Annotated in this window: 22 protein-coding genes; 8 read left to right on the top strand and 14 right to left on the bottom strand. The window is 65.2% G+C overall.

Features of this window, described 5'->3' with window-relative positions; translation table 11 throughout:
- The first annotated feature begins 2 nt into the window (after positions 1-2).
- Positions 3-1295 (top strand): acyl-CoA dehydrogenase family protein, encoded by a 1293-nt coding sequence (locus EUB48_RS13255; RefSeq protein ID WP_142819562.1) that lies wholly within the window; start codon positions 3-5, stop codon positions 1293-1295.
- 51 nt (positions 1296-1346) lie between these two features.
- Here EUB48_RS13255 and EUB48_RS13250 read toward each other — a convergent pair whose 3' ends face one another.
- The 5 genes from EUB48_RS13250 to EUB48_RS13230 are packed head-to-tail and all read right to left on the bottom strand — an operon-like array spanning position 1347 to position 8630.
- The gene (locus tag EUB48_RS13250; protein ID WP_142819561.1) at positions 1347-2618 is read right to left on the bottom strand and encodes an NAD(P)/FAD-dependent oxidoreductase; all 1272 of its coding nucleotides are present in this window, start codon (positions 2616-2618) and stop codon (positions 1347-1349) included.
- Between the two features lie 55 nt (positions 2619-2673).
- Positions 2674-4056, bottom strand: a complete 1383-nt coding sequence (locus EUB48_RS13245; protein ID WP_244618198.1) for a TolC family outer membrane protein — start codon at positions 4054-4056, stop codon at positions 2674-2676.
- Between the two features lie 11 nt (positions 4057-4067).
- Positions 4068-4277 (bottom strand): YgaP family membrane protein, encoded by a 210-nt coding sequence (locus EUB48_RS13240; protein WP_142819560.1) that lies wholly within the window; start codon positions 4275-4277, stop codon positions 4068-4070.
- Positions 4274-7573 carry an efflux RND transporter permease subunit gene (locus EUB48_RS13235; RefSeq protein ID WP_244618197.1) on the bottom strand — a complete coding sequence of 1100 codons (3300 nt, stop codon included), beginning with the start codon at positions 7571-7573 and terminating at the stop codon, positions 4274-4276. Before EUB48_RS13235 ends, EUB48_RS13240 begins: the two co-directional genes overlap by 4 nt.
- A 1-nt stretch (position 7574) precedes the next feature.
- Positions 7575-8630: an efflux RND transporter periplasmic adaptor subunit gene (locus EUB48_RS13230; RefSeq protein ID WP_142819559.1), complete on the bottom strand. Its 1056-nt coding sequence runs from the start codon at positions 8628-8630 to the stop codon at positions 7575-7577.
- A gap of 175 nt (positions 8631-8805) precedes the next feature.
- On the opposite strand from EUB48_RS13230, the gene EUB48_RS13225 reads away from it, so the two are divergent.
- The 6 genes from EUB48_RS13225 to cydX all read left to right on the top strand — a co-directional run bounded on the left by EUB48_RS13225 (position 8806) and on the right by cydX (position 15530).
- Positions 8806-9144 (top strand): ArsR/SmtB family transcription factor, encoded by a 339-nt coding sequence (locus EUB48_RS13225; protein WP_142819558.1) that lies wholly within the window; start codon positions 8806-8808, stop codon positions 9142-9144.
- 10 nt (positions 9145-9154) lie between these two features.
- The gene (gene cydD, locus EUB48_RS13220; RefSeq protein ID WP_244618196.1) at positions 9155-10828 is read left to right on the top strand and encodes a thiol reductant ABC exporter subunit CydD; all 1674 of its coding nucleotides are present in this window, start codon (positions 9155-9157) and stop codon (positions 10826-10828) included.
- The gene (gene cydC, locus EUB48_RS13215) at positions 10825-12534 is read left to right on the top strand and encodes a thiol reductant ABC exporter subunit CydC (RefSeq protein WP_142819556.1); all 1710 of its coding nucleotides are present in this window, start codon (positions 10825-10827) and stop codon (positions 12532-12534) included. Before cydD ends, cydC begins: the two co-directional genes overlap by 4 nt.
- A gap of 74 nt (positions 12535-12608) precedes the next feature.
- Positions 12609-14207 carry a cytochrome ubiquinol oxidase subunit I gene (locus tag EUB48_RS13210; protein ID WP_142819555.1) on the top strand — a complete coding sequence of 533 codons (1599 nt, stop codon included), beginning with the start codon at positions 12609-12611 and terminating at the stop codon, positions 14205-14207.
- Between the two features lie 4 nt (positions 14208-14211).
- Positions 14212-15372 (top strand): cytochrome d ubiquinol oxidase subunit II, encoded by a 1161-nt coding sequence (cydB, locus tag EUB48_RS13205; protein ID WP_142819554.1) that lies wholly within the window; start codon positions 14212-14214, stop codon positions 15370-15372.
- 35 nt (positions 15373-15407) lie between these two features.
- Entirely contained in the window at positions 15408-15530 is a 123-nt protein-coding gene (gene cydX, locus EUB48_RS13200; protein ID WP_142819553.1) for a cytochrome bd-I oxidase subunit CydX, read from the top strand.
- A 26-nt stretch (positions 15531-15556) separates the two neighbouring features.
- Here cydX and EUB48_RS13195 read toward each other — a convergent pair whose 3' ends face one another.
- The 3 genes from EUB48_RS13195 to EUB48_RS13185 form a co-directional block, all read right to left on the bottom strand.
- Entirely contained in the window at positions 15557-15970 is a 414-nt protein-coding gene (locus EUB48_RS13195; protein ID WP_142819552.1) for a DUF302 domain-containing protein, read from the bottom strand.
- Between the two features lie 186 nt (positions 15971-16156).
- Positions 16157-16507, bottom strand: coding sequence for a DOPA 4,5-dioxygenase family protein (locus EUB48_RS13190; protein WP_142819551.1), 351 nt, complete (start codon positions 16505-16507; stop codon positions 16157-16159).
- Entirely contained in the window at positions 16504-16926 is a 423-nt protein-coding gene (locus tag EUB48_RS13185; RefSeq protein WP_142819550.1) for a VOC family protein, read from the bottom strand. The genes EUB48_RS13190 and EUB48_RS13185 overlap by 4 nt, the downstream gene beginning before the upstream one ends.
- Before the next feature lie 281 nt (positions 16927-17207).
- Between EUB48_RS13185 and EUB48_RS13180 the strand changes: the two genes are divergently transcribed.
- Complete coding sequence (locus EUB48_RS13180) at positions 17208-18284, top strand: PA0069 family radical SAM protein (protein WP_142821257.1); 1077 nt, start codon at positions 17208-17210, stop codon at positions 18282-18284.
- Positions 18285-18303: 19 nt separating this feature from the next.
- Here the strand turns inward: EUB48_RS13180 and EUB48_RS13175 are convergent, their stop codons facing one another.
- The 6 genes from EUB48_RS13175 to dnaJ form a co-directional block, all read right to left on the bottom strand.
- Positions 18304-18972, bottom strand: coding sequence for an amino acid ABC transporter permease (locus EUB48_RS13175; protein WP_142819549.1), 669 nt, complete (start codon positions 18970-18972; stop codon positions 18304-18306).
- Positions 18973-19033: 61 nt separating this feature from the next.
- Entirely contained in the window at positions 19034-19816 is a 783-nt protein-coding gene (locus tag EUB48_RS13170; RefSeq protein WP_210411630.1) for a transporter substrate-binding domain-containing protein, read from the bottom strand.
- 113 nt (positions 19817-19929) lie between these two features.
- Complete coding sequence (locus tag EUB48_RS13165; protein ID WP_142819547.1) at positions 19930-21624, bottom strand: phosphoethanolamine transferase; 1695 nt, start codon at positions 21622-21624, stop codon at positions 19930-19932.
- 55 nt (positions 21625-21679) lie between these two features.
- Complete coding sequence (locus EUB48_RS13160; RefSeq protein WP_142819546.1) at positions 21680-22798, bottom strand: S-(hydroxymethyl)glutathione dehydrogenase/class III alcohol dehydrogenase; 1119 nt, start codon at positions 22796-22798, stop codon at positions 21680-21682.
- Positions 22799-22854: 56 nt separating this feature from the next.
- Positions 22855-24219 carry an MBL fold metallo-hydrolase gene (locus EUB48_RS13155; RefSeq protein ID WP_142819545.1) on the bottom strand — a complete coding sequence of 455 codons (1365 nt, stop codon included), beginning with the start codon at positions 24217-24219 and terminating at the stop codon, positions 22855-22857.
- A 133-nt stretch (positions 24220-24352) separates the two neighbouring features.
- A complete protein-coding gene (gene dnaJ / locus EUB48_RS13150) occupies positions 24353-25492 on the bottom strand; it encodes a molecular chaperone DnaJ (RefSeq protein WP_142819544.1) in 1140 nt (379 codons plus the stop codon).
- Between the last annotated feature and the right edge of the window lie 29 nt (positions 25493-25521).

The raw sequence follows: 25521 nt of genomic DNA, 5'->3' as shown, positions 1-25521 counted from the left end.
CCATGGACTTCGACCTTTCCCCGCGCGCCCAGGACCTGTGCCGGCGTCTTGAAGACTTCATGGCGCACTACGTGCTGCCTTACAACGCCGCCTGGCACCAAGCGGTGGCCGAGGGGCTGTACCCGCCCCCGTTTCTCGAAGACCTGAAGACACTGGCGCGCGAGCAGGGGCTGTGGAACCTGTTTCTGCCGGGACTGCGCGAGGACGAGCCCGGCACACGCCTGGGCAACCTCGACTACGCGCCGCTGGCCGAGATCATGGGCCGCCTGCCATGGGCCTCCGAGGTGTTCAACTGCAGCGCACCCGACACCGGCAACATCGAGTTGCTGCACCGCTTCGCCACGCCGGCGCAGCGTGCGCAATGGCTGGGCCCGCTGCTGCACGGCACGATGCGCTCGGCCTTCGCCATGTCCGAGCCCGACGTGGCCTCGTCCGACCCGACCAACCTGCAGACCACGCTGCGCCATGATGGCGATGCGCTGGTGCTCAATGGCCGCAAATGGTTCATCACCGGCGCCGCGCATCCGCACTGCAGGCTGCTGATCGTGATGTGCGAGAGCGGCGGCGACGGCGGCGAAGTGCCACAGCACGGCCGGCACAGCCTGGTGCTGGTGCCGATGGACACGCCCGGCCTGCGCCTGGTGCGCAACATTGCCATCATGCAGCACCACGCGCCCGAAGGGCATTGCGAAATCGTGCTGCAGAACGTGCGTGTGCCGGCCGCGAACCTGCTGGGAGCCGAAGGCGAGGGGTTCGCGATGGCGCAGGCACGGCTCGGGCCGGGCCGCATCCACCACTGCATGCGCACCATCGGCCAGTGCGAGCTCGCGCTGGCGCTGGCCTGCGAGCGCACGCTCGAGCGCCGCGCCTTCGGCAAGTACCTGGCCGATTTTTCCAACGTGCAGGAGTGGATCGCCGAGTCGCGCCTGGAGATCGACCAGGCGCGGCTGCTGGTGCTGCGCGCCGCGTGGGCGCTGGACCAGGGCGCCCATGCGGACCTGAGCGCGCAAAGCCGGGCCGACGTGGCCGGCATCAAGGTGGTGGCGGCGCGGCTGCAAACCCGCGTGGTGGACCGTGCCATGCAGGTGTTCGGCGCCATGGGCCTGTCGCCCGACACCCCGCTGGCGTATTTCTGGACTTGGGGCCGTGCCCTGCACCTGATGGACGGGCCCGACGAGGTGCACCTGCGCAGCGTGGCGCGGCACGAGCTGGCCCGGGCGCGTGCACGCCGCGGCGCGACGGCCGCCTACTTCACCACGCCCGAGCAGCTGCTGGCGCCGCCGCGCATCCGCTGAGCGCGTGCGCACGCGGCCATCCTGGATGAAATCTGGCCGTGGCTGCGCTCGTCACTTCTCGAGTCGCTCTATGCCAAGCGCCTTGAGCATGTATTTTTCGTAAATCGGCTCGGAGCTTCCATTCTTCATTTTGTACAAGAAATATTTCTCGAAGGCGATCTTGGCCACGTGCACCCACTTGCCCTTCTTGAACCAGTTGACGTTGCGCGGCGGAATCTGCGGCAGCGCCACGAAGGCGGCACCGGTGTCACCCATGTCGGCCAGGCAGACGGCGTTCCAGCTGGCTTTTGTGGTGGCGGGCTGGCCGGCCAGGTCCGCTGAGATGTTGTGCACGATGGCGCCGACCATGGTCTCGATCATGTAGCCCGTCTTGGGCGCACCCGTTGCCACCGGGGTGACTTCCACCGGCGGGATAGCCACGCACACGCCGGCTGAAAAAATATTCGTATATTTCCTGCTCCGCTGGAATTCGTCTATCAGAACGAAGCCGCGCGGGTTGCACAGCCCTTCCACCGCCGCCACCGGATCCACCCCCTTGAACGCCGGAAGCATCATGCTGAACTTGAACGGCAACTCGTGCTCCTTTTTCACATTGCCGCTGTCATCGACTTCGGTCACGAACATCTTGCCCGCTTCCACTTTGGTGACTTTGGCATTGGTGATCCACTTGATGTCGTTGCTGCGAAATTCGCTCTCAAGCATCGATTTGGAATCGCCGACACCGCCCAGACCCATGTGACCGATGTAAGGTTCGCTGGTGACAAAGGTCAGGGGCACCTTGTTGCGCAGCTTGCGACGCCGCAGATCCCGGTTGAGAATAAAGGCGAACTCATAGGCGGGCCCGAAACAGGATGCACCCGGCATGGCTCCGACGATGACCGGGCCGGGATTGTTCAGGAACGCTTGATAGTCGGTCCAGGTCTGCCCGGCATGGTCCACGTTGCAGATGGAATGCGTGTGGCCATCCGGACCTGAGCCCGGCACCTCGTCAAATGAGAGCTTGGGACCGGTGGTGATCACCAGATAATCGTAGGCGAGGCTGCTGCCGTCCTGCAGCTCCAGCGTGCTGCCGGCCGCATCAATGCGCGTGACCGCTTGCGCCACAAAGTCGATTCCCTTTTTCTCGAGGTAGGGCTTGATCGGAAAGGTGATGTTCTCGCGTTCACGCCAGCCCACCGCGAGCCAGGGATTGGAGGGCACAAACTGGAAATAGTCCACCGCGTTGACCACGGTGATGCGGTGCGTCTTTGCGAGTTTCTCACGCAATTCATACGCTGCGGGCATGCCGCCGGTGCCGGCGCCCAGGATGATGATATGAGCCATGGTTGTCTCCTTTCGGTGAATAAACCTTTTCGTCTGTCCGGCGTATCGATCTTGCTCAGCGCTGCAGCAGGGTGTTCACTGCCTCGAGTCGGGCCTCATCGAGCTGACCGGCCAGCGCCTGCAAGCGCAACTGGTTCAGCAGCAGGTCCACCCTGGCCTGCAGCAGCGCCAGCTCCGCATTGCTCGCGTCGCTTTCGGCGTTCAGCAGATCCAGCGTGGTGCGGTCACCGACCTGACGGCCGAGTTGTGTCGCGTCCAGCCGGGACTGGCTCGCCTTGAGTGACTCAGTCAGCGCGCTGATACGTGCACTGCCCGCCTGCAGCCCGAGCCAGGCCGCCCGTGTTTGCTGGCTGATCTGCTGACGTGTCCGGTCCACTTCGGCCAGCGCCTTGTCCTCCAGGTGCAGCGCTTCCGCCTGGCGCGCGCTGCGATAGCCGCCGGTGTAAAGCGGGACGGTCAACTGCACACCGATCATCGCCTGGCGGGTGGTGTTGCTGGCCGGGCCAAAGTCGCCGCTGCCGCGCAGGCGTTGCTCCCCAGCCTGCGCCACAAGGTCCAGCTTCGCTGAGGCGGCGGCGCTGAGTTTGACGGTCTCCTCCCGGGCGGCCTGAGCCTTGGCCAACTGCAGGCGCAGCTGGGGGTTGCTGTCCGCCGCCAGTGCCAGCCAGTGGGCCAGCGGTGGCAATGCTCCGGGCACGGCGCTGCCACCGGGAGACAGCATCTGAAGCGACGGAGACACCAGGCCGGTGGCATCGGACAGCGCCGTCCGTGCGAGCTGAAGTTCGTTGTCGGCGGCGAGCACCTGCGCGCGCAGACTTTCGGCACGGGCCGATGCTTCGTAGGTGTCCGTGACTGGCGCATCGCCTATCGCGAAACGGTCCTTTGCCTGCGCCCACGCCCTCTCGACCGCGCTGTGCTGCCGCGTCAGGAGATCCAGTTTGCGCTGTGCCAGGATCACATCGAAATAGCGTTGTACCGTGTGCAACATCAAGTCCTGTCGGCTCGACTGCCACTCCAGATCGGCGGCATCCGCCGAGATATCCAGTTGTTGCGACTGGGCCTGTCGCTCGCGGCTGATCAGCGGCTGGCGGGCCTCGAGTGTCCAGCCGCTGGCGTTGCCGTCGTTGATCGAGGTGTTGAAGGCCACGCCGTTGGACTGGCCGAAGGCGGGTGCGGAAAAGTTGGCGCCCGCCGTGCTGGTGTTTGCACTCGTGCGGGCCACGTTGCCACTGAGGGTCACCGTTGGCCGCCACAAGGCCGAGGCCTGTGCGCGGCGCGCTTCGCCGGCCTCGCGCGCAGACTGCGCGATGGCGACGTCCGGATCATGCACACTGGCGGCATGCCAGACATCGAGCAGATCGGTGGCCCGGGCCGCCAGCGGCGCGCCGGCCATGACGATGGTCATGGCGGCAGCGGCCAGTGCGTTGAGCGGCTTCATCGCACCGCGTCTCAATTGCCGGACGTTGCGCCCAGCTTGCGCAGGATCATCTCGAGCATGCACCACTTCGTGAAGGCGCTTTGCAGCAGGTTGGCTCCCACGAACGCGGTGAATGCAAGCCACCACTGACTCACAAAGATCGGGCTGCCTGGAATGCCCAGCGCGAGGGAAAGCAGAATAAATGCGCCCGCAAACAGGCGCACAAGTTGCCATGAGGTCATGATGAAACTCCTTGAGGTGGGGTGGGGGAATCGCCAGGGGCTGGCGAGGTTGGCTGAAAGACGCGGTGATAAGCCGCGTAGTACAGTGTCGGGATCACCACCAGCGTGAGCACGGTGGAGACCAGGATGCCAAAGATCAGCGAGATTGCCAGCCCGTTGAAGATCGGGTCATCGAGGATGAAGAAGGCGCCGAGCATGGCGGCCAACCCGGTCAGCAAAATCGGTTGCGCCCGCACGGTGGCGGAATGCACCACGGCTCGTTTGAAAGGTACGCCCTCGCGCACTTGCAAATTGATGAAATCGACCAGCAGGATCGAGTTGCGCACAATGATGCCGGCCAGTGCAATCATGCCGATCATGCTGGTCGCGGTGAACTGCGCGCCGAGCAGGGCGTGGCCGGGCATCACGCCGATGAGCGTCAGGGGAATCGGCGCCATGATGATCAGCGGCGTCAGGTACGAGCCGAACTGCGCCACCACCAGCAGATAGATCAGAATCAGCCCGACGGCATAGGCCGCGCCCATGTCGCGAAATGTCTCGTAGGTGATTTGCGATTCGCCGTCCCATTTGAGGGCGTAGTCGCGATACGCGTCTTGCGGCTGGTGAATGAAATATTCGACGAGCCGGCCACCACCCGGGGTCACGATTTTCGCCAGTTCACGGCGCATCGCAAACACACCGTACAGGGGGCTGTCGACCTTGCCGGCCATGTCGCCGACAACGTAGTTCACGGGCAGCAGGTCCTTGTGATAAACGGGCTGTTCACGCGCCGTGTCGGTGACCGTGACAAGCTCGCGGATCGGCACCAGCTGGCCCGAGGCGCCGCGTACCGAGAGCTGCAGCAGTGTGTTCAGGTCGCCCTGGCGATCGGGGGGCAATTCGAGCATCGCGGCGGCCGGGTACTTGCTTTGGTCGTGCAGGTACGTCGCTGCCTCGCCGCTCAGGCCGGCGTGCAGCGTGGCCACGATCGCCTGCTGCGGCACACCCAGCACCGCCGCTTTTCTGCGCTCCACCAACAGCAGCGTCCTGGGGGCCACCGCGATGCTGCTGTCGTCCACATCAACCAGCCCCGGTGTTTTCTCGAATACGGCGCGCACAGCCTTCGCGACTTCGCGCCGGCCCCCGGCATCGGCCCCGTAGATTTCGGCCACGATCGGCGAGAGCACCGGCGGTCCCGGCGGGACTTCAACCACCTTCACGTTGGCGCCAAACTGCCGTCCAATCTTCTGCAGCGCCGCACGCACGCGGGTGGCTATCTCGTGGCTTTGCTCCTTGCGCAACTGCTTGTCGAGCAGGTTCACCTGCAAGTCCCCGACGTTGCCGCCGCTGCGCAGATAGTATTGGCGCACAAGACCGTTGAAATTGATCGGTGCGGCGGTGCCGGCGTAGGCCTGGTAGTCGGTCACCTCGGGCACCGTGGCCAGGTAGGCACCCAGCTCGTGCAGTACGGCCGCGGTCTGCTCGACCGGCGTGCCAGCCGGCATGTCCACAATGACCTGGAACTCGGACTTGTTGTCGAAAGGCAGCATCTTGAGCAGCACCAGTTTGGTGGCGGGCAGCGCCAGCGAGGCCACGATGAGCAGCGCAATGCCCAGTGCAAGCCGGCGTCGATGGCGCGAGCCGCGCGCGTCGTCGAGCAAGGGCCGGAACAGCCGATCGAACAGCGGGCCAAGCCGGGCTGCAAGGCCCTGTCCGGCCGCATGCATGGCGACAGTGCGGCTCCCTTCACCCTGCGCGGGGGCTGGCGGCGTGGGTTTCAGCCACAGCCGCGCGAGCCAGGGCGTGACGGTAAAGGCAATCGCCAGCGACAGCGCCATGCCCATGCTGGCGTTGATCGGGATCGGACTCATGTAGGGGCCCATCAGGCCGGACACGAAGGCCATCGGCAGCAGCGCGGCAATCACCGTCAGCGTGGCGAGAATGGTGGGACCGCCGACTTCATCGACCGCGCCGGGGATGATCTCGGCGAGCGGCGTTCCAGGGCACTGTTGCTGATGCCGGTGAATGTTTTCGACCACCACGATGGCGTCATCGACCAGAATGCCGATCGAGAAGATCAGGGCGAACAGCGAGACCCGATTCAGCGTGAAGCCCCAGGCCCAGGAGGCAAACAGCGTCACCGTCAGTGTCAGAACCACAGCGCTGCCGACGATGGCCGCTTCACGCCAGCCCAGCGCGACGAAGACCAGCGCCACGACCAGCGCGGTCACGAACAGCAGCTTGTGAATGAGTTTTTCAGCCTTGTCGTTCGCCGTGGCACCATAGTTGCGCGTCTCGGCCACGGTCACGTCCGCCGGAATCACCGTGTTGCGCAGGACCTCGACACGGCGCATCAACGCATCGGCCACGTCGATGGCGTTTTCTCCCGCCTTTTTGGTGATCGCTATCGTGACCGCTGGATATTCGGCCGCCGCTTTCCCGTCTTTGGCGGCCGAGCCATACCAGACGTAGCGATTCGGCGGCAAGGGTCCGTCGCGCACGCTGGCCACGTCACGCAGAAACACGGGTTTACCGCCGTGCACGCCAACCACCAGATCTGCCACCTCGCTGGCCTGGCGCAGGAATGGGCCCGCGTCGATGGCGACCGCACGGTTGCCAGTGATCAGATCCCCGATCGGCAACCCGGGGTTGGCCGACTGCAGTGCCTGACGCAGGTCGGGTACCGTGACGCCGGCGCCCGTCATGCGCGCCGGATCCATCTCGACCAGCACCGCGCGCCCCGGTCCGCCCACGGTCGTCACCTCGCGCGTGCCCGGCACACGTTTGAGGTCCGACTCAATGCTGTGCGCCACACGCTCCAGGTCGAAGGCGCCAGTGGCGGGGTTTTTGCTGAACAGCGTGAGGGTGACGATGGGCACATCGTCGATGCCCTTGGGCTTGATGATCGGATCGAGCACACCCAGTCCCTTGGGCAGCCAGTCCGCATTCGAATTGATGGTGTCGTAAAGACGCACCAGCGCCTCGGTGCGCGGCACCCCGACCTTGAATTGCACGGTGAGCACCGCCAGGCCCGGCTGCGACACCGACATCACATGCTCAACGCCCACCATCTGGGACAAGACCTGTTCGGCCGGCGCCGCCACCATCTGCTCCACATCGGTCACCGCCGCGCCCGGAAATGGAATCAACACATTGGCCATGGTCACGTTGATTTGGGGCTCTTCCTCGCGCGGCGTCACCAGCACGGCAAAAAAGCCGAGCAGCAACGCCACCAGCGCCAGCAGCGGCGTGATCTTCGCGTTCTGGAAACGTGCGGCAAGGCGGCCGGCGATACCCATGACGGATGGCGCGGTCATGTCAGCGCACCCTGGCTGCCGCCTGTGGATCGGCGGCGATCCTTTCGCCTTTTTGCACGCCGCTCAGCACCTCGATGCGGTCGCCGTCAAGCGGTCCCACCCGGATTTGTCGCAGCAGCGGGCGTCCATTGGCGCCGATGACATACAGCCCGGTCATCTCCGCGCGCCGAACCACGGCGCTCGCGGGAATATACAGGCGGCCGCCCCCGCTGCTCGCCGCGGCGACGGGCAGCCACACCCGTGCGAACATGCCGGGCACCAAGCCCTTGACGCCCGCAGGCACATCGAGTCGCACCTGCAACGTGTGGGTGGCCGCATCGGCCGCCGGCAGAATCTGCACCGGACCGGGCTCAAGCAGACCTTGGCCGACCGGTGCACCGGGGAGCTCGAGCCGCAGGCTTTTGCCATCGGGAACCCCTTGCAGCGCCGATTGAGGTATGGCGGCCGTTACACGCAACGCCGAGGGGTCATACAGGGTCACCAGCGGACGGCCGGGTGTGGCCATGTCACCCAGCGCGACCGGTACCGCGCTGACCACGCCCGCATAAGGGGCGGTGACGACGAAAAACCCCGATTGCGTGTGGGTTGCGCTGGCCTGCGCCTGCAAGGCCTGCACTTGGGCCCGCGCCGCCTGAAACTGGCCTTGGGCGCGGTCCAGCGCGGACTGGCTGATGTACTGTTTCTGAAACAGCTGCTTTTGCCGCTCATAGTCCGCGGACGCCACGCTCAGGGCGGCCTGCGCGGCGCGCGCCTGCGCCGCACTCGCGGCGGCCAGCTCGGCCGCGGCCCGGGCGTCGATGCGCAGCAACTCCTGCCCCGCCCGAACCCGCTCGCCAGCGCTGACATTCAGGGCCACGATTGCCCCGGACACCTGGGCCGACACATTCGTTTGGCGGACCGCTTCCACCACACCGTCGAAACTGACCCCGTCGGAGACGGTGGAGCCTGCGGCTTGCACCGTCACGGTCGCGAGTGAGCCGCCATCCGCAGCGCCAGCGGGCAGGGCGGTCATCACACAAGAGGCGACCACGAGGGTCGCGAGCCCGGCTTTCAGCATCCCGATCTCCTTGGCCACGAGCCGTGCAGCAATGCTTTCGAATTGAATTTCACAATTTGACTAATCAGCTAATAATGTAAATAATACAATAAAATCGTCCGACGTTCACTGAGCTTGATCAATAAAAGGGCCTTTTGATCTCATGAAAACTGCTCTGCCAAAAGTGGGACCCCCCATGGAGAACATGTCCCCCGAGGCTTTGTCGGAAGTTGCGGCCTATTTCCAGGCGTTGTCGGAGCCGACACGTCTGAAAATTCTTAATTTGCTGCGCCAGGGCGAATGCAATGTGGGTGAGTTGGCGCGTCTGTGCGGCTTCACGGCCGCCAACATCTCGCGCCACCTGACACTGTTGACCAAGCGCGGACTGGTGGCGCGCGAAAGCCGGGGCACGAGTGTGTACTACCGCATCGCCGATGAGTCGGTTTATGCCTTGTGTGACCTGGTGTGCGGCAACATTGCGCGGGAGCTGGAGCGCACCGCCGAACGCCGCCTCGCATTTTCGCAACCCCACTGACGCCGTCCCCTTGCGCGCCAGCACCGTTCCAGATGCGGGCAGCCTGCTGCAAACGGGGGCATCCCTGCTATGGCTGCCGCAGGCCGGTTTGCTGGCTTGGGCCCTGCAAGGCCTGCTGCAGGGTGACGGTTTGCCGGCCGTGCAGATTCCCGCCGTCGGGGTGCTGCTGGTAGGCCTGGCGCGCGCGGCTTGTGATGCCTGGGGCGCACGGCGGGCCTTTCGCTCGGCGCGTGTTCGTTTGTCGGACCTGCGCGCGCAGGTCGCGCTTGCGCTGGCAGCGCGTTCGCCACTGGACCGCGCGCGCCCGGCCTCGGGCCTGGCCGCCAGTGGCATGGCGGAGCAGGCCGAAGCCGTGGTGCCCTACTGGACGCGTTACCAGACAGCGCGATTACGCGTCATGGTGGTGCCGCCGGTGATTTTTCTGGCGGTGCTGCCCTTATCCTGGGTGGCAGCACTAGTGTTGATGGTTGCCGCGCCGTTGATCCCGCTTTTCATGGCCCTGGTGGGCTGGCGTGCCAAGGCTGCGAGCGACGCCCAGATGGTCGAGATGGGCGGGATGAATGCCTTCCTGCTGGATCGCTTGCGCGGGCTCGCGACGCTGCGCGCGCTCGATGCGGTGGATGCCACGGTGCTGCGTTTGCGCGATGCGGCGCATGCGCTCAAGCAGCGCACCATGGCGGTGTTGCGCATCGCTTTTTTGTCGTCGGCCGTGCTCGAACTCTTCTCTGCGCTGGGTGTGGCGATGGTGGCCGTGTACATTGGCTTTCACTTGTTGGGCCCGTTTGATTTTGGGGCCTGGGGCCGGCGACTCACCCTGGGGCAGGGCTTCTTTGTGTTGCTGCTGACGCCGGCTTTTTTTGAGCCCTTGCGCGAGTTGGCCAGCGTCTGGCACGACCGCGCGGCCGGTGAGGCGGCGCTGGGCGCGCTGAACCGCCTGGCTGCGCAGGGGATCGTTTTGCCGGGCGCCGTTGGCCCGCAGCAGACCCCCGATCTTCTTGCCGGTAAACCTGCGCGCAGCACTCCGGCGGTAGAAATTCAGGGCTTGCGATTGACGCATCCCGGTGCGAGCCATCCCGTGTTTGAGGGCTATGACTTGCATGTCGCGCCCGGTGAGCACCTCGTGATTGCCGGGGCCAGTGGCGCCGGAAAATCCACGCTGCTGGCCTTGATCGCGGGTCTGCTGCCCGCGCAGGGCGGCAGCATCCTGATCGACGGCGTGCCGTTGTCGGCGGGCAGCGCCACGGCGCTGCGCACGCGCATGGCCTGGGTTGGCCAGAAGCCGCATATTTTTGCGGGCACGGTGCAGGCCAATGTGGCGCTGGGTCGTGCGCCCGCGAGCGCGGCCGCGGTGGTCGCCGCGCTGCGCTTTGCCGCGCTGGAGGGCGTGGCGCAGGCGCACCCGAATGTTGGCCTCGGCGAAGGCGGTGTCGGGCTGTCGGGTGGCGAGGCGGTGCGGCTGGCGCTGGCGCGCGCTGCGGTTGATCCTGCTGTGGACCTGCTGCTGGCCGACGAGCCGACCGCGCATCTGGACGCCGCGACAGCCGCGCAGGTGGCCGATGCGCTGCTGCAACTGGCTGTCGGCAAGACGCTCATCGTCGCGACGCATGACCCGGTGCTGGCCGCCCGTGTAGGGCGCGCCGGGCGCATCATTCAGCTCGCCGCAGCGCGGGAGACCCCCGCATGAAGCTCTGGCGCGAACTTCGCCCCTTGCTGGTCGTCTTCGCGCAGGCGCGCCGCCGGTGGTTGCTGGGCGGCGCGCTGCTGGCGGCGCTGACGGTGCTCTCGGGCATGGCGCTGCTGGGGCTGGCGGGCTGGTTCATCACGGCCACGGCGATCGCGGGCCTGAGCGCGGCTACGGCCTTCACCTTCGATGTGTTCATGCCGTCGGCCGGTATCCGCCTGCTGGCGCTGGGCCGTACCGCCTCCCGCTACGGGGAGCGACTGGTGACGCACGATGCCACGCTGGGGGTGCTGGCGCAGTTGCGCGAGCGTTTGTTCCGGGGCTGGGCGCAGCCCGAGGCGGCCCGGCGGTTGCTGGCCCGGCCGGCCCAATTGCTGTTTCGCCTGACGGCCGACATTGACGCGCTGGACTCGCTGTACCTGCGGGTGCTTGTGCCCGCCAGCGCGGCGCTGCTGGCGGCGCTGGCGACCGGGTTGGCGCTGGGGCTGGCCCATTGGGGCCTGGGCGTGGCCGTGGCGTTGTGGCTGGTCGCGGCCGGTTTGGGGATTGCGTGGGTGGTGGCGCAGCGTGCGCGCCGGGCGGCGCGCCGGCGCGCTTACGGGCTGGAGGCTTTGCGCGCACGCAGCGTGGATCTGGTGGCAGGACAGACGGACCTCGTCATGGCCGGGCAACTCGATGCACAGCGGGGCGCGCTGGCGGCGGCCGATGGCTACCTGGCGCGTGCCGACAACGCCTTGAACCGGCTGGAAACCCGGGCGGCCCTGGCCTATAGCGTGGCCGGCACCATCGCCCTGAGCGCCACCCTGCTGGCGGTGGGCGCGCTGACCGGTGCGGGCACCATGGGTGCGCCGGTGGCCGCCCTGGCGTTGCTGCTGGTGCTGACCGCGACCGAGCCCTTTGCCGCACTCAGCCGCGGGGCGCTGGAGCTGGGGCGCACGCTGTTGGCCGCGCGCCGGCTGGTGCCGCGCATGCAGACGCCCGGTCCGCAGCCTGCGACTGAGGGCGGCGCGATGGTACCGGCCCCCGGCCTGGCACTGCAGTTGATCTGCGTCACAGCCAACCCGGGGGGTGATGAGGCGCCCGGTCGGCCACTGCTGCGCGAGCTATCACTCGCGCTGCGCGCCGGTGAGCACGTGGCGCTGATCGGGTCCAGCGGAGCCGGCAAGTCCACTTTGCTGGCGCTGGTGGCGGGCGAGCTGGCGCCGCACTCGGGCGTGGTGCAGACGCAGCCCCATAGCCTGCTGACGCAGCGCACCGAGCTGTTCCAGGACAGCCTGCGCGACAACCTGCGCCTGGCCGACCCCGACGCCGATGACGCGCGCCTGTGGCAGGTGCTCGAGGCCGCCGGCCTGGCCGATGACGTGCGGGCGCTGCCACAAACGCTGGATGCACGATTGGGCGAGGGCGGGCTCGGCCTGTCGGGCGGCCAGGCGCGCCGGCTGGCATTGGCGCGCTTGCTGTTGCGCCGCGTGCCGCTGTGGCTGCTGGATGAGCCGACCGAGGGGCTCGACCCGGCCACCGCGCGCGACGTGCTGCAACGCCTCAAAGACCAGGCCAGCGGGCGCACCGTTTTGCTGGCGACGCATGTGCGGCGTGAGGCCGCGCTGGCGGACCGTTTGCTGGGCTTGCAGCACGGGCGTATCGTGGCCGATGCCCGGCGCGGTGAGGCACAATTCGAGGCGATGCTGGGAACATTGCGGCCCGATTGAAGTCGGATGCAGGGTAGGGCGGGTCGCAGCAAAGTCCCGCGGCAGCGCAGAATCAAAAATCAAAAGGGGTTGACATGGAACTCGACATCGTTTCGCTGTCGCGATTGCAGTTTGCCATCACGGCGCTGTATCACTTTTTGTTCGTGCCGCTGACCCTCGGCCTGTCCATCATCCTGGCCATCATGGAGACGGTCTACGTCATGACCGGGCGCGTGATCTGGCGCGACATGACGCAATTCTGGGGCGTGCTGTTCGGCATCAATTTCGCCATGGGCGTTGCGACCGGCGTCGTGATGGAGTTCCAGTTCGGCATGAACTGGAGCTACTACAGCCACTACGTGGGCGATATTTTTGGCGCACCGCTGGCCCTCGAGGGCCTGATGGCCTTTTTCCTGGAAGCCACCTTTGTCGGGCTGTTTTTCTTTGGCTGGGACAAGCTCTCCAGGGTCGGGCATCTGACGACCACCTGGGCCGTGGCCGCCGGCTCCAACTTTTCGGCCTTGTGGATTTTGATCGCCAATGGCTGGATGCAAAACCCGGTGGGGGCCGTGTTCAACCCGCAGACCATGCGCATGGAAGTGACGGACTTCTATGCCGTGCTGACCAACCCGGTGGCGCAAGCCAAGTTTGTCCACACCGTCTCGGCTGGTTACGTGACCGCCGCCGTGTTTGTGCTCGGGGTGTCGGCCTGGTATCTGCTCAAGGGGCAGCACCGCGATCTGGCCAAACGTTCGATGACGGTAGCGGCGTCCTTCGGGCTGGCGGCGGCGTTGTCGGTGGTAGTGTTGGGCGACGAGAGTGGCTACCTTTCAGGCGAGCACCAGAAGATGAAGCTCGCTGCCATCGAGGGCATGTGGGAAACCCAGCCCGCACCTGCGGCCTTCACGCTGATTGGGTTTCCGGACCAGGCGGCGCGTGAAACCCACTACGCCATCCATATCCCGGGGCTGATGGGGTTGATCGGCACCCGCTCGCTCGACACCGTGATTCCGGGCATCAATGACATGGTGAAACTGGCCAAGGTGCGCATCGCCCAGGGCATCAAGGCCTACGACGCGTTGCAGCAGATTCGCGCCGCCGGCAGCACGGGCAAGATTTCGCCCGAATTGCGCGCCGCCTTTGAAGACAACGGCAACCAGCTGGGCTATGCGCTGCTGCTCAAGCGCTATGTCGACGACCCGCGCCAGGCCACCCCGGAGCAGATCGACAAGGCGGCCTGGGACACCGTGCCGCAGGTGGCGCCGCTGTTCTGGCTGTTCCGTCTCATGGTGGGCATCAGCATGTTCCTGATCCTGTTGATGGGGACGTTCTTCGTGCTGTCGGCGCGCCGGGCGCTGGATCGGCATCGCTGGCTGCTCAAGGTGGCGCTGTTCGCCATTCCGCTGCCGTGGATCGCGGCCGAGGCCGGCTGGCTGGTCGCCGAGTTCGGTCGCCAGCCCTGGGTGGTTGAAGGCATCCTGCCCACAGCGGCAGCGGTCTCCAGCCTGGGCATCAAGACGCTGCTGTTCAGCATTGCCTGCTTCGTCCTGATCTACACCGTGCTGCTGGTGATCGAGATGAAGCTGCTGCTCAAAACCATTCGCAAGGGGCCGGCCTCGGAACATTCTCCGGCCGAGGGCGCACCTCCCAGGCGCGCCGCTGCGATCCCGGTGCCCCTCACCTCATTGGAGTAGCCCCATGATCCTGCATCAGTTAGTGGATTACGAAAGCCTGCGCCTGATCTGGTGGGCCCTGATCGGCCTGCTGCTGGCCAGCTATGCCATCACCGATGGTTTCGATCTGGGGGCGGGCATGCTGCTGCCCTTTGCCGGACGCGACGACGTGGAGCGGCGCGTGATCATCAACAGCATCGGCCCGGTCTGGGAAGGCAATCAGGTGTGGCTGATCCTGGGCGGCGGTGCCATCTTTGCCGCGTGGCCGCAGCTCTATGCGGTGGCGTTCTCGGGGTTTTACCTTGCCATGCTCGCGATTCTGGCGGGGCTGATTCTGCGTCCGGTGGCGTTCAAGTTTCGCAGCAAGCGTGACGACCCGCGCTGGCGCGCGCGCTGGGATTGGGTCCTGTTTTTCAGCGGCTTCGTGCCGGCGCTGATTTTCGGCGTCGCGCTCGGCAATGCGCTGCAAGGCGTACCGTTCCGGCTCGCGCCCGACATGCGGATCTTTTACGACGGCAGCTTCCTGGGCTTGCTCAACCCCTTTGGCTTGCTGTGCGGCGGGGTTTCGGTGGCCATGCTGGTGATGCACGGCAGTGCCTGGCTGCAGCTCAAGACGCAGCAGGGGCCGGTGGCGCAGCGCGCGCGCCGCTACGGCAGCGTGGCGGCACTGCTGACCATCGTGCTGTATGGGCTGGCCGGTGTGCTGTTGTGGTCTTACGTTGGCGGCTATCGCATCACCAGCGCCATCGACATGGGGGGCCCGTCAAATCCTCTGCTCAAGACGGTCGAGGCCCATGACGCAGGCGCCTGGTTTTCCAACTATGCGACCCATGCGTGGACCCTGGCTGCACCCGTGGCCGGTTTTGCCGGCGCGCTGGGTGCCTTGCTGGGGCTGCGGCTGCGGCGCGAGATCTTCACGCTCTTGTGCAGCGCGCTGAGCGTGGCCGGCATCGTGCTGAGCGTGGGCGCGTCGATGTTCCCGTTCCTGTTGCCGTCGTCCATCGACCCGCACGCCAGCCTGACGGTGTGGGATTCCTCGTCGAGCCACCTCACGCTGTTCATCATGCTGGTGGTGACCGTGATTTTCGTGCCCATCATCGTCGCCTATACCTCGTGGGTGTACCACGTGCTGTGGGGCAAGGTCGACGAGCAGGCCATCCGCAACGAGAGCGGGCACGCGTATTGACGCGCCCCGTCATTCAAAAAAACCAGGGGCTTGTTATGTGGTACTTCTCATGGATTCTCGGTCTGCCCCTCGCGGCCGCCTTTGCCGTCCTCAACGCCATGTGGTACGAGCTGATGGATGACGAGGAGACGGGCCGGGAGCAGCTCGAAAAGCCCTGACAGCCCAGCTGCGCCCGCGCATTGCCTCAGTGACCCAGCGCCTGCGTGATCAGGCGGCCGGCCGGCGACAGGTTGGCCACCAGCTCATGCGGCAGCGCGTGGCGCTCCACCAGGTACTGCGGCGTGTTGAAGCTCACCATCACGGTGCCGGGCACCGCTTCCGACACCAGCGCCTTGAGCGGCAGATCGAGCGCGGCCAGCGGGTGCGCCAGCATCAGCGGCGTGCCGGCTTTCGCGTTGCCAAAAATCAGCAGCACGGTGGGCGGCATCGTCAAACCCACGGCAGCGGCCTCGGCCTGGTGATCGATGGTCGCGAATACCTTGAGGCCATGCGCTTTGAACGTGGCCCGCAGTCGCTCCAGCGTGTCTGCGAGCGTATGGGCACTCTTGATGCTGACCACGCCGGGTGTGTTGACCGGGGTTGAAAGGGGGGTGTTCATGCGATGCTCCTGGAGAGGACTTGAGACCATGGTAGGCCGATTTTGGGCGATGCGCATGGGGACGGAACCCTTTGGCATCGAATTCTGAAATTCAAGCTTTTTCGGGCTATAGCCCTTATGGGGTAACGACTATGTGCTATGAATTGCGTAGTGTCAATGCACTGCATCTGCGGCGCACGGCGCTTGTCACGTGCCTTCGAACATCGCCAGATTCAGCTTCGAGGGCTCGCCCAGCCACGACGCGTGCAGCGTGTGGTCCGCTAGATCATCGCCCGTCAGGCCGTGCACCAGCACGTCCAGGCCGTGTCGGTTCTGTTCCAGCCAGGCGATGAAGGGCTCGAACTGCGCGCCGTCGAACGCGATCTGGCAGCTCCAGTGCGGGTGCGGCCCCACGAGCTTTTCGTGCACCCGGCCCACGCGCACGTTGAACTGCTCGCCCGCCTGCTGGCAGAGTTGGCGCGCCTGCGCTACCGTATCCGGCCCGAAGTAGACATGGGCGTGGTAGTGCGTGTAGAGGTTTTGGGGGCGTGCAATCATGGGCTGTCTCCAGCGGGCCAGGGCGGCCCTTTCAATTCGACGGTGTTGCCCTGCGGGTCCGCAATATAGATGGAGGGGCCTTCTCCCTGCGCCCCGTTGCGGGACTCGACCGGCCCCACGGCGACGCCTGCGGATGTGAGGTGCGCACGGATCATGGCCACATCGAACGGATCGATGCGCAGGCAGAAGTGATCGAGATTTTTCCCTTCCACCCCCGGCGCCGCACCGCCCGCGCGGCCCAGCGGCCCGTCGACCGGCACCAGATCGATCAGCGATCGCCCCGCGCGCAGCTGCACCAGGCCGATATCATCCTGCCGCCGCTCGATGGGGCAGCCCAGCACCGTGCCGTAGAAATGGAGCATGGCATCCAGATCGGCGGCGCGCAGGACGATGTGGTCAATTTCCAGGATGTGGATCATCGCGCTCTTTCCTTATTGGGTCATTCGGTTTCAGGCCAGTGGTGGGATAGCGGGCGCCGCATCGGTGTATCAGCAGACATTCTGCGATTTTGATCCCGGTAATGGCAGGCTGAGTGAGTCGCTCGAAATTTTCGGCGCGGGATTGCTTGTCGGCTGAGGTGTCGATATACTGGTATTTTATACAGTATATTCGTTACCATGGCGCTCCACAAGGCTTCCCCGTCGTCAGTCCGACCGCAGCGCCATGCCGGCGGGATGGAGGCAGACCCGTGAGCGACGTGATGATTCCCCTGCACGCCATCAAGGGGCGGGGCACGGCCACGCGCATCGCGCACCGGTTCGAGCGCGACGTGCGCAATGCCTTCGACGATGGCTGGGACACCCTGGCGGATGACGTGCAGGGTGATTCGGCACCCCCCGCCACGCAGGTCACGTTCGAAGACGCCAAAAGCGCGCTCACACACAACGAGTCGCCCGACATTTACTTCGACTACGGCCTGAACCCGTACCGCGGCTGTGAGCACGGTTGCGTGTACTGCTATGCACGGCCGACGCACAGCTACCTGGGCCTGTCGCCGGGGCTGGACTTCGAGACCCGCATCGTCGCCAAACGCAACATTGCCGCCGTGCTGGCGCGCGAGCTGGCGGCGCCCCGCCATGTGCCGCGCATGATTGCGCTTGGGACGGTGACCGATCCCTACCAGCCGGTCGAGCGCGAGCTGCGCCTCACGCGCGGCGTGGTCGAGTTGCTGCAGCAATGTCACCATCCGTTCGCCGTGGTGACGAAGGGCAGCGGCGTGGAGCGCGACCTGGACCTGATCGCGCCGATGGCGCAGGCGGGGCTTGCGGCGGTGTATGTGACCATCACCACGCTCAATGCCAATCTCGCGCGCATTCTGGAGCCGCGTGCCGCCGCACCCTACCGGCGACTGCGCACCATCCGCTCGCTGGCCGATGCCGGCGTGCCGGTGGGCGTCAGCGTGGCGCCGCAAATTCCGTTCGTGAACGAAGACATGGAGCAGGTGCTGGCCGCCGCCTGGGAGGCGGGCGCACGCAGTGCCTTCTACACCGTGCTGCGCCTGCCGTGGGAGCTGAGTCCGCTGTTTCGCCAGTGGCTGGAGCTGCACTATCCGCAGCGCGCCGCGCGCATCATGGCGCGCATCCAGGAGATGCGCGGTGGCAAGGACTATGACAGTGATTTTGCGACGCGCATGAAGGGCAGTGGGCTGTGGGCCGAACTGGTGCGCCAGCGCTTCGAGAAAGCCTGCCGCCGCCTGGGGTTCAATCGCGAGCGCATCGAGCTCGACGCGAGCCAGTTCCGCCCTGGCGAGGCGGTGGGGCAGCGCAGTTTGTTTTAGCGCCGGGTGCTGGCGCCCTTCAGCGCAAGTAGCTGCGGTTCAGCCGCACTTCCAGTTTTTTCTGCAGCGTCTCAAAGAAGGCGCTCATGGCCCAGTAGATGCCCGCGGCGGCCAGGTACAGCGGGAACGGCTGGAACGTGGTGGCGATCACTTCCTTGGTGGCCAGCATCAACTCGCTCACGGCAATCACCGACACCAGCGAGGTGTCCTTGATCAGGCTGATCAGGCTGTTCGACAGACTGGGCACGGCCAGGCGCAGCGCCTGCGGGCCGACGATGTAGCGCAGGGTTTGCGTCTGCGTCAGGCCCAGGCTGCGCGCGGCGTTCCACTGGCCGTGTTCCACGCCGTTGATCGCGCCACGGATGGTCTCCGACAGGTAGGCGCCAACATTCAGGCTCAAGCCCAGAATGCCCGCGGTGATCGGCTCGAACTGGATGCCGATGCTGGGCAGGCCAAAGTAGATCACGAACAACTGGACCAGCAGTGGCGTGCCGCGCATGCAGCTCACATACAGGGTGGCGAATTGCGACAGCATGGGCACCTTGGCCATGCGCGTGATCGCCACCAGGGTGCCCAGCACCGCGCCGAAAATCACCGACGCCACGGCCAGCACCAGCGTGTAGCCGGCGCCCCTGAGCATCACCGGCAGCGCATCGCGCAGCAATTGCGTCAAGCCATGCAGGTCCATACATCACTCTCCCGATTTGAATAAAAAAACCCGGCCGCAGCCGGGTTGCCGAGCGCGAAAATTATTTCGCGAGTGGCGGTTTGCTGACGTCGCGGTCAAACCATTTGTTGGAGATTCTCGCAAAACTGCCATCGGCTTCGATATCGGCCAGTGCCTTGTCCAGCGCCGCCTTGAACTTCGGGTTGTTCTTGGCAAACGGGATGCCGTTTTTTTCGATCTCGCCCACCGGTGCGCCGGCCTTGAGCGGCAGTTTGGTCTTTTTGATGATGTAGGGAATCAGGAGGCTGTCGTTCATCGCAGCGTCGATGCGGCCCAGCGCCAGATCCTGCAGGTACTCGGTGGAGCCGGGATAGGTCTTGATGTCGATGCCGCCCACCGCCTGGGCCATTTCAGCAAAGTTGGTGCCCTGGCCCAGGCCCAGTTTTTTACCGCGAAGATCGGCCAACGTCCTGAAATTACGTTTTTCGTCCTGGCGCACGATCAACTGTGGGCTGGAGATGGTGTAGGGCTCGGAAAAATCGAAGGCTTCCTTGCGCTTGTCGGTGATGCCGACCTGGTTGATCACCACGTCGTATTTGCCCGCCTGCAGGCCGGCCAGAAGAGCACTCCATTCCCCGGTAATGAAATCGGCCTTGACGCCAAGTTTTTGCGCCAGCGCGTTAGACAACTCGACCTCGAAGCCGGCCAGATGGCCATTTTCCTTGTAGTTGAAGGGCGGATAGGTGCCTTCCATCGCGACCCTGAGCGTGCCGCGCTGCTTGACGGTGTCGAGCAGGTCGGCGGCGCCGGCATGCAGGGTGGTGGCCAAAAGAAGGGAAATTGCCAGGATTTTTCGAATATGCATATTCAGTCCAGTTATAAGGAGTGGTTTTTATGTGAGTTCTGAATATTACAGCGAGTCGTGCCTTGTTTGCGGGCCAGCACCTGGCAGGCCTGGTGCCACCATGGGGATTCGCGTCACGGTTGGGCGCAGCCCGCGTAGATGTCCATCGATCGCTGGTACACGCTGGTTTGCACGTCAAGCAAGCCCAGGACGGAATGAAAGTAATTGTCTTGCGAAACCGGCGCATCCAGTCGCCGCTTGAGACAGGCTGTTGTGATTTTGTCGCGCTGCTCGAACGACGGTGACAGCCAGGTAATCCAGGGCACATGTTTTTGCACATCGGGCGCGATGCTATAGGGCAGGCCGTGCAGATAGAGGTTGTTCTCGCCCAGCGATTCGCCATGATCTGCGACATAAATCATGGCGGGCGACCAGTTATGTTCTTCGGTCTTGAGCCATTCAATGCTGGAGGCCAGAAAGTGATCGGTGTACAGCACGGTGTTGTCATAGGCGTTCACCAACTGCTCACGGTCGCAGTCCTGCAAGTTGTTGCTGGTGCATTCGGGCAGGAATTTCTTGTAGGCGGCGGGGCTGCGTTTGTAGTACGCCGGTCCGTGGCTGCCCATCTGGTGCATCACCAGCACCACGCCCTTGGCGCGCGCCGCAGCCGGCAGGGCGGCGATGCGCTGGTCGATGTTGTCCAGCATGACGGCGTCAAAACACTCCCCGCCCTGGCACAGGCCCGGCACCTTGAGCTGTGAGGTGTCGACGTTGTGAACCCGATCGCACACGCCCTTGCAGCCCGACTGGTTGTCGATCCACAGCACCGCCAGCCCGGCGCGCTGCAGCACATCGAGAAGACCTTCGTGGTTGGCCTTGCGGGCCTCGAAGTCCACGCGGCCCAAAGGGGAAAACATGCATGGCACCGAGGCGGCCGTGCTGGTGCCGCACGACCAGGCGTTGTGCAGGCTCACCACGTTTTCCCGGGCCAGCTCCGGGGTGGTAGCGCGTGCATAGCCGTTCAGGCCGAAGTTGCCGGCACGTCCGGCTTCGCCCAGCACCAGCAGCAGTAGCGGCGGTTTGGACTGGGCGGTGTAGCTGTCGCCGAGTTTCGCATCTTCACCTGTCGGCAGCAGCACCGAGTCGTTGCGCTCGAACGGCTTGGCGGCGGCGTCACCGAGTGCATAGAACGAATTGAGCGGGTTTATCAGGTAGCGCAACTGGGTGTGGTTGCGCATGACCGACGATAAGTCCTTGTACAAAATGGCCGTAGCCACGACCAAGACTGCGCAGGACGCTATGAGAACCATGGTATTGACGAGCAGCTGCCGGCCAAAGCCGAGGCGCCTCAAGGGCTTGCGCCAGAGCCACACGGCCGGCAGGACCGCCAGCACCAGCACGCTGCCAAGCATGCGCCAGCTGACAAGGTCGCCCACTTCGCGCGGGTTGGTCTGCAATACGTTGGTCATCATGGTGGTGTCGATGACCACGCCGTAGCTCAGCATGAAATAGGCGCCGAAGGCGCCTGCCAGCAGGAACAGGGTGATGGCCGGCTTGAGCGTCCTGCGCCAGGCCAGCAGACTCAGCAGTGCGCTGGTGGCGGCGGCAATCATCACCGCAAACCCCACGCCGAACCACAGGCCGCGGGTGTTTTCCAGGCCGGGCAGGCGCGCCAGTTGCTGCCACAGCGCCAGGTTGCAGGCCGTTGCGATCCAGACAGAGGCCAGCACGATGACCCAGGCCGGATGCATGGCGGCCCGCTCGCGTTCGGGTGAAAAAAATGACGACAGCGCGAACTCGGTGGTGCGGAACAGTTTCAGCGACGACATGGTTCTGGATTGTCGCTGTTTTTGCGGTTTTGGCGATTCACCAGAGGTGAGCCCGTCAGTAAATCACCACGCCGCGGATCGACTCGCCGCGCTTCATGAGGTCGAACCCCTTGTTGATGTCCTCGAGTGGCATGGTGTGCGTGATCAGGTCGTCGATGTTGATCTTGCCCTCCATGTACCAGTCGACGATCCTGGGCACATCGGTGCGCCCGCGCGCGCCGCCGAAGGCCGAGCCCTCCCACTTGCGCCCGGTGACGAGCTGGAACGGGCGCGTGCTGATCTCGGCACCGGCTTCGGCCACGCCGATGATGATGCTGCGCCCCCAGCCCTTGTGCGTGCATTCGAGCGCCTGGCGCATCACCCGCGTGTTGCCGATGCACTCGAAGCTGTAGTCGGCGCCGCCGTCGGTCAGCTGCGCGATGGCATCGACGATGTTGCCGCCCGCGGCTTCGATGTCCCTGGGATTGAGAAAGTGCGTCATGCCGAACTGGCGCGCCATGGCTTCGCGCGCCGGGTTCAGGTCTACGCCGATGATCTTGTCGGCGCCCACCATCCTGGCGCCCTGGATCACATTGAGGCCGATGCCGCCCAGGCCGAACACCACCACATTGGCGCCGGCTTCCACCTTGGCCGTGAAGATCACGGCGCCGATGCCGGTGGTCACGCCACAGCCGATGTAGCAAACCTTGTCAAACGGCGCATCCTCGCGGATCTTCGCCAGCGAGATTTCGGGCGCGACCGTGTAGTTGCTGAAAGTGGAGGTGCCCATGTAGTGAAAAATGGGCTTGCCGTCCAGGCTGAAGCGGCTGGTGGCGTCGGGCATCAGGCCCTTGCCCTGGGTGCCGCGGATCAGCTGGCACAGGTTGGTCTTGCGCGACAGGCAGAACTTGCACTGGCGGCATTCGGGCGTGTACAGCGGAATGACGTGGTCGCCCTTCTTGAGTGTCGCCACGCCGGGGCCGACATCGACCACGATGCCCGCGCCTTCATGGCCGAGGATGGCCGGAAAGATGCCTTCGGGATCGGCGCCCGAGAGCGTGTAGTAGTCGGTGTGGCAGATGCCGGTGGCCTTGATCTCCACCAGCACCTCGCCGAATTTCGGACCTTCGAGGTCCACGGTTTCGATGGTCAGGGGTTGGCCCGATTTCCAGGCGACGGCGGCGCGGGTTTTCATGGGGTAGTTGTGGGCAAAGAAGGATCCCTGCACTATAGATGCAAGACCGCATGCCGCTAACCGGGCCAGGTCGAGCCATGCTCGGGCACCATGGCGCGCCACTTCAGTTCGTGCTCTATGCGCTTGCGCAGTTCGTCGGACGGCCCCATGTCGCCATGCACCACATAGACTTCATCGGGTGCGTGCGGCAATGTGCGCAGCCACTGCATCAACTGGTTGGCGTCGGCGTGGGCCGAGGCCGACTGCAGTTGCACGACCTCCGCATTCACGGCTACGTCCTGGCCATGAAGGCGCACGGTTTTGGCGCTACCGGCCAGCGTGGCCCCGCGCGTGCCCGGGGCCTGATAGCCGGTCAGAACGATCATGTTGCGATGCTCGCCAGCGTACAGCGCCAGGTGGTGCAACACCCGCCCGCCGGTCGCCATGCCGCTGCCTGCCAGGATCACCATCGGACCGTGCCGTTTCGCCAATGCCTTGGACTGCTCGGTCGTCTCCACCATGGTGGCGGCATGGCCCATGGCATGTGCCTCCCGCATGCTCAGGCGGTGCTCGCCCGGATGGCGCTCGAACAGGCCGGTGGTTTTGATGGCCATGGGACTGTCGAGAAACACCGGCAACGAGGTCGGCAGAGTGCCGCCGGCCTTGAGACGGGCGATGGCATGCAGCAACGCCTGCGCGCGCCCGACGGCAAACACCGGCACCACCGCGACGCCGCCGCGCGCGGCGACGCGTTTCAGGGCCGGTCCAAGCTCCGCGATCACATCCTCCACCGGATGCACGCGGTCGCCATAGGTGGATTCGATCAATACCGTATCTGCGGCCGGGGCCGGGTCCGCAGGACGCATCAGCAAGTCATCGGGGCGCCCCAGATCGCCGGAGAACAGGACGCGCCGCCCCGCCACCTCCAGCAACACGCTGGCGGCGCCCAGGATGTGCCCCGCCATGGAAAAGGTGGCACGCCAGCCCGGGACCGGCTCGAACACTTTGGAGAAGGGAACGCTCCTGAACAAACGCAGGCAGTCCAGCGCGTCGCGGCGTGTGTACAGGGGCAAGGCCGGCGTGTGCTTCGAGAAGCCGTGCCGATTGGCAAAGTCGGCATCTTCTTCCTGGATGTGGCCGCTGTCGGGCAGCAAAATGCCGCACAGGTCGCGCGTGCCGGCGGTGGCGTACACGCGGCCCGAAAAGCCCTCGCGCGCCAGCAGCGGCAGGTAGCCGCTGTGGTCCAGGTGGGCGTGGGTCAGTACGACGGCATCGATCTTGCCCGGCGCCACGGGCAAGGGGCGCCAGTTGCGCAGCCGGAGCTGCTTGTAGCCCTGGAACAAACCGCAGTCGACCAGCACACTCTTGCCCGCATGCTGCACCAGGTACTTGGAGCCGGTGACGGTGCCGGCTCCGCCCAGAAACGTGATGTTGACGCTCATCTGATCCCTTCATTCGCTGCCGCAATGATGGTACAGGAGCCGGGCTCATGCGCCGTCCAGATGCCACCCGCGCCCCGGCGCAGGGCTGCGCAGCAGGCTGGTATAGGTTTCGGGGTGCCAGCCGGGGGGCGCTTCAGGCGGTGAAGAAGCTCTTCAGTTTGTCAGTCCAGTGCCCCTCGCCGGGCGAGTGCTTGGCGCCGCCTTTTTTGAGCGACTCGTCGAGTTCCTTGAGCAGTTTGCGCTGGTGCTCCGTCAGCTTCACGGGTGTTTCCACCGTGATGTGGCAGTACAGATCGCCCGGGTAGCTGGAGCGCACGCCCTTGATGCCCTTGCCGCGCAGGCGGAACTGCTTGCCGGCCTGCGTGCCTTCGGGGAGGTCGATGGCCGCCTTGCCGGCCAGCGTAGGCACATCGATCTCGCCGCCCAGCGCGGCCGTGGTGAAGCTGATCGGTACCTCGCAGTGCAGGTCGTCACCGTCGCGCTCGAAGATGCTGTGCTTCTTGAGGCGAATCTCAATATAGAGGTCGCCAGGCGGGCCGCCATTCGTGCCCGGCTCGCCGTTGCCCGCGCTGCGAATGCGCATGCCGTCATCGATGCCGGCCGGAATCCTGACTTCCAGCGTCTTGTTGCTTTTGACCTTGCCCTGGCCGTGGCAGGTGGCGCAGGGCTCGGGAATCAGCTTGCCCGTGCCGCGGCAGGTCGGGCAGGTTTGCTGTACGCTGAAAAAGCCCTGGCGCATCTGCACGGCACCGGCGCCGTGGCAGGTGGTGCAGGTGATGACTTTGGTGCCGGGTTTGGCGCCCGTGCCATGGCAGGTGGCGCAGTCGTCCCAGGTGGGAATGCGGATCTGCGCCTCCTTGCCCTGGGCGGCCTCTTCGAGCGTGACCTCCATCGCATAGCTCAGGTCGCCGCCGCGAAACACCTGCCGGCCACCTTGGGCCCGGCCGCCGCGCTGGCCGTTGAAGATGTCGCCGAAGATGTCGCCAAAAGCCTCGGCAAAGCCGCCAAAGCCTTCCGCGCCCGGGCCGCCGCGCATGTTCGGGTCGACGCCGGCATGGCCGTACTGGTCGTAGGCGGCGCGCTTTTGCGCGTCGCTCAGCATCTCGTAGGCCTCCTTGGCTTCCTTGAACCTGGCCTCGGCCGTCTTCGCCACATCGCCCTGGTTACGGTCCGGGTGGTGCTTCATCGCCAGCTTGCGATAAGCCTTCTTGATCTCTTCATCACTGGCGTTTTTGGGAACGCCCAGGGTTTCGTAATAGTCTCGTTTGGCCATAGGGATTGCGTCTTCAGTGAGCGGAAAAT

This window comes from Rhodoferax sediminis (assembly GCF_006970865.1).
GTDB classification, from domain to species: Bacteria; Pseudomonadota; Gammaproteobacteria; order Burkholderiales; family Burkholderiaceae_C; genus Rhodoferax_A; species Rhodoferax_A sediminis.
This window is presented reverse-complemented; position numbering and strand designations above follow the sequence as displayed.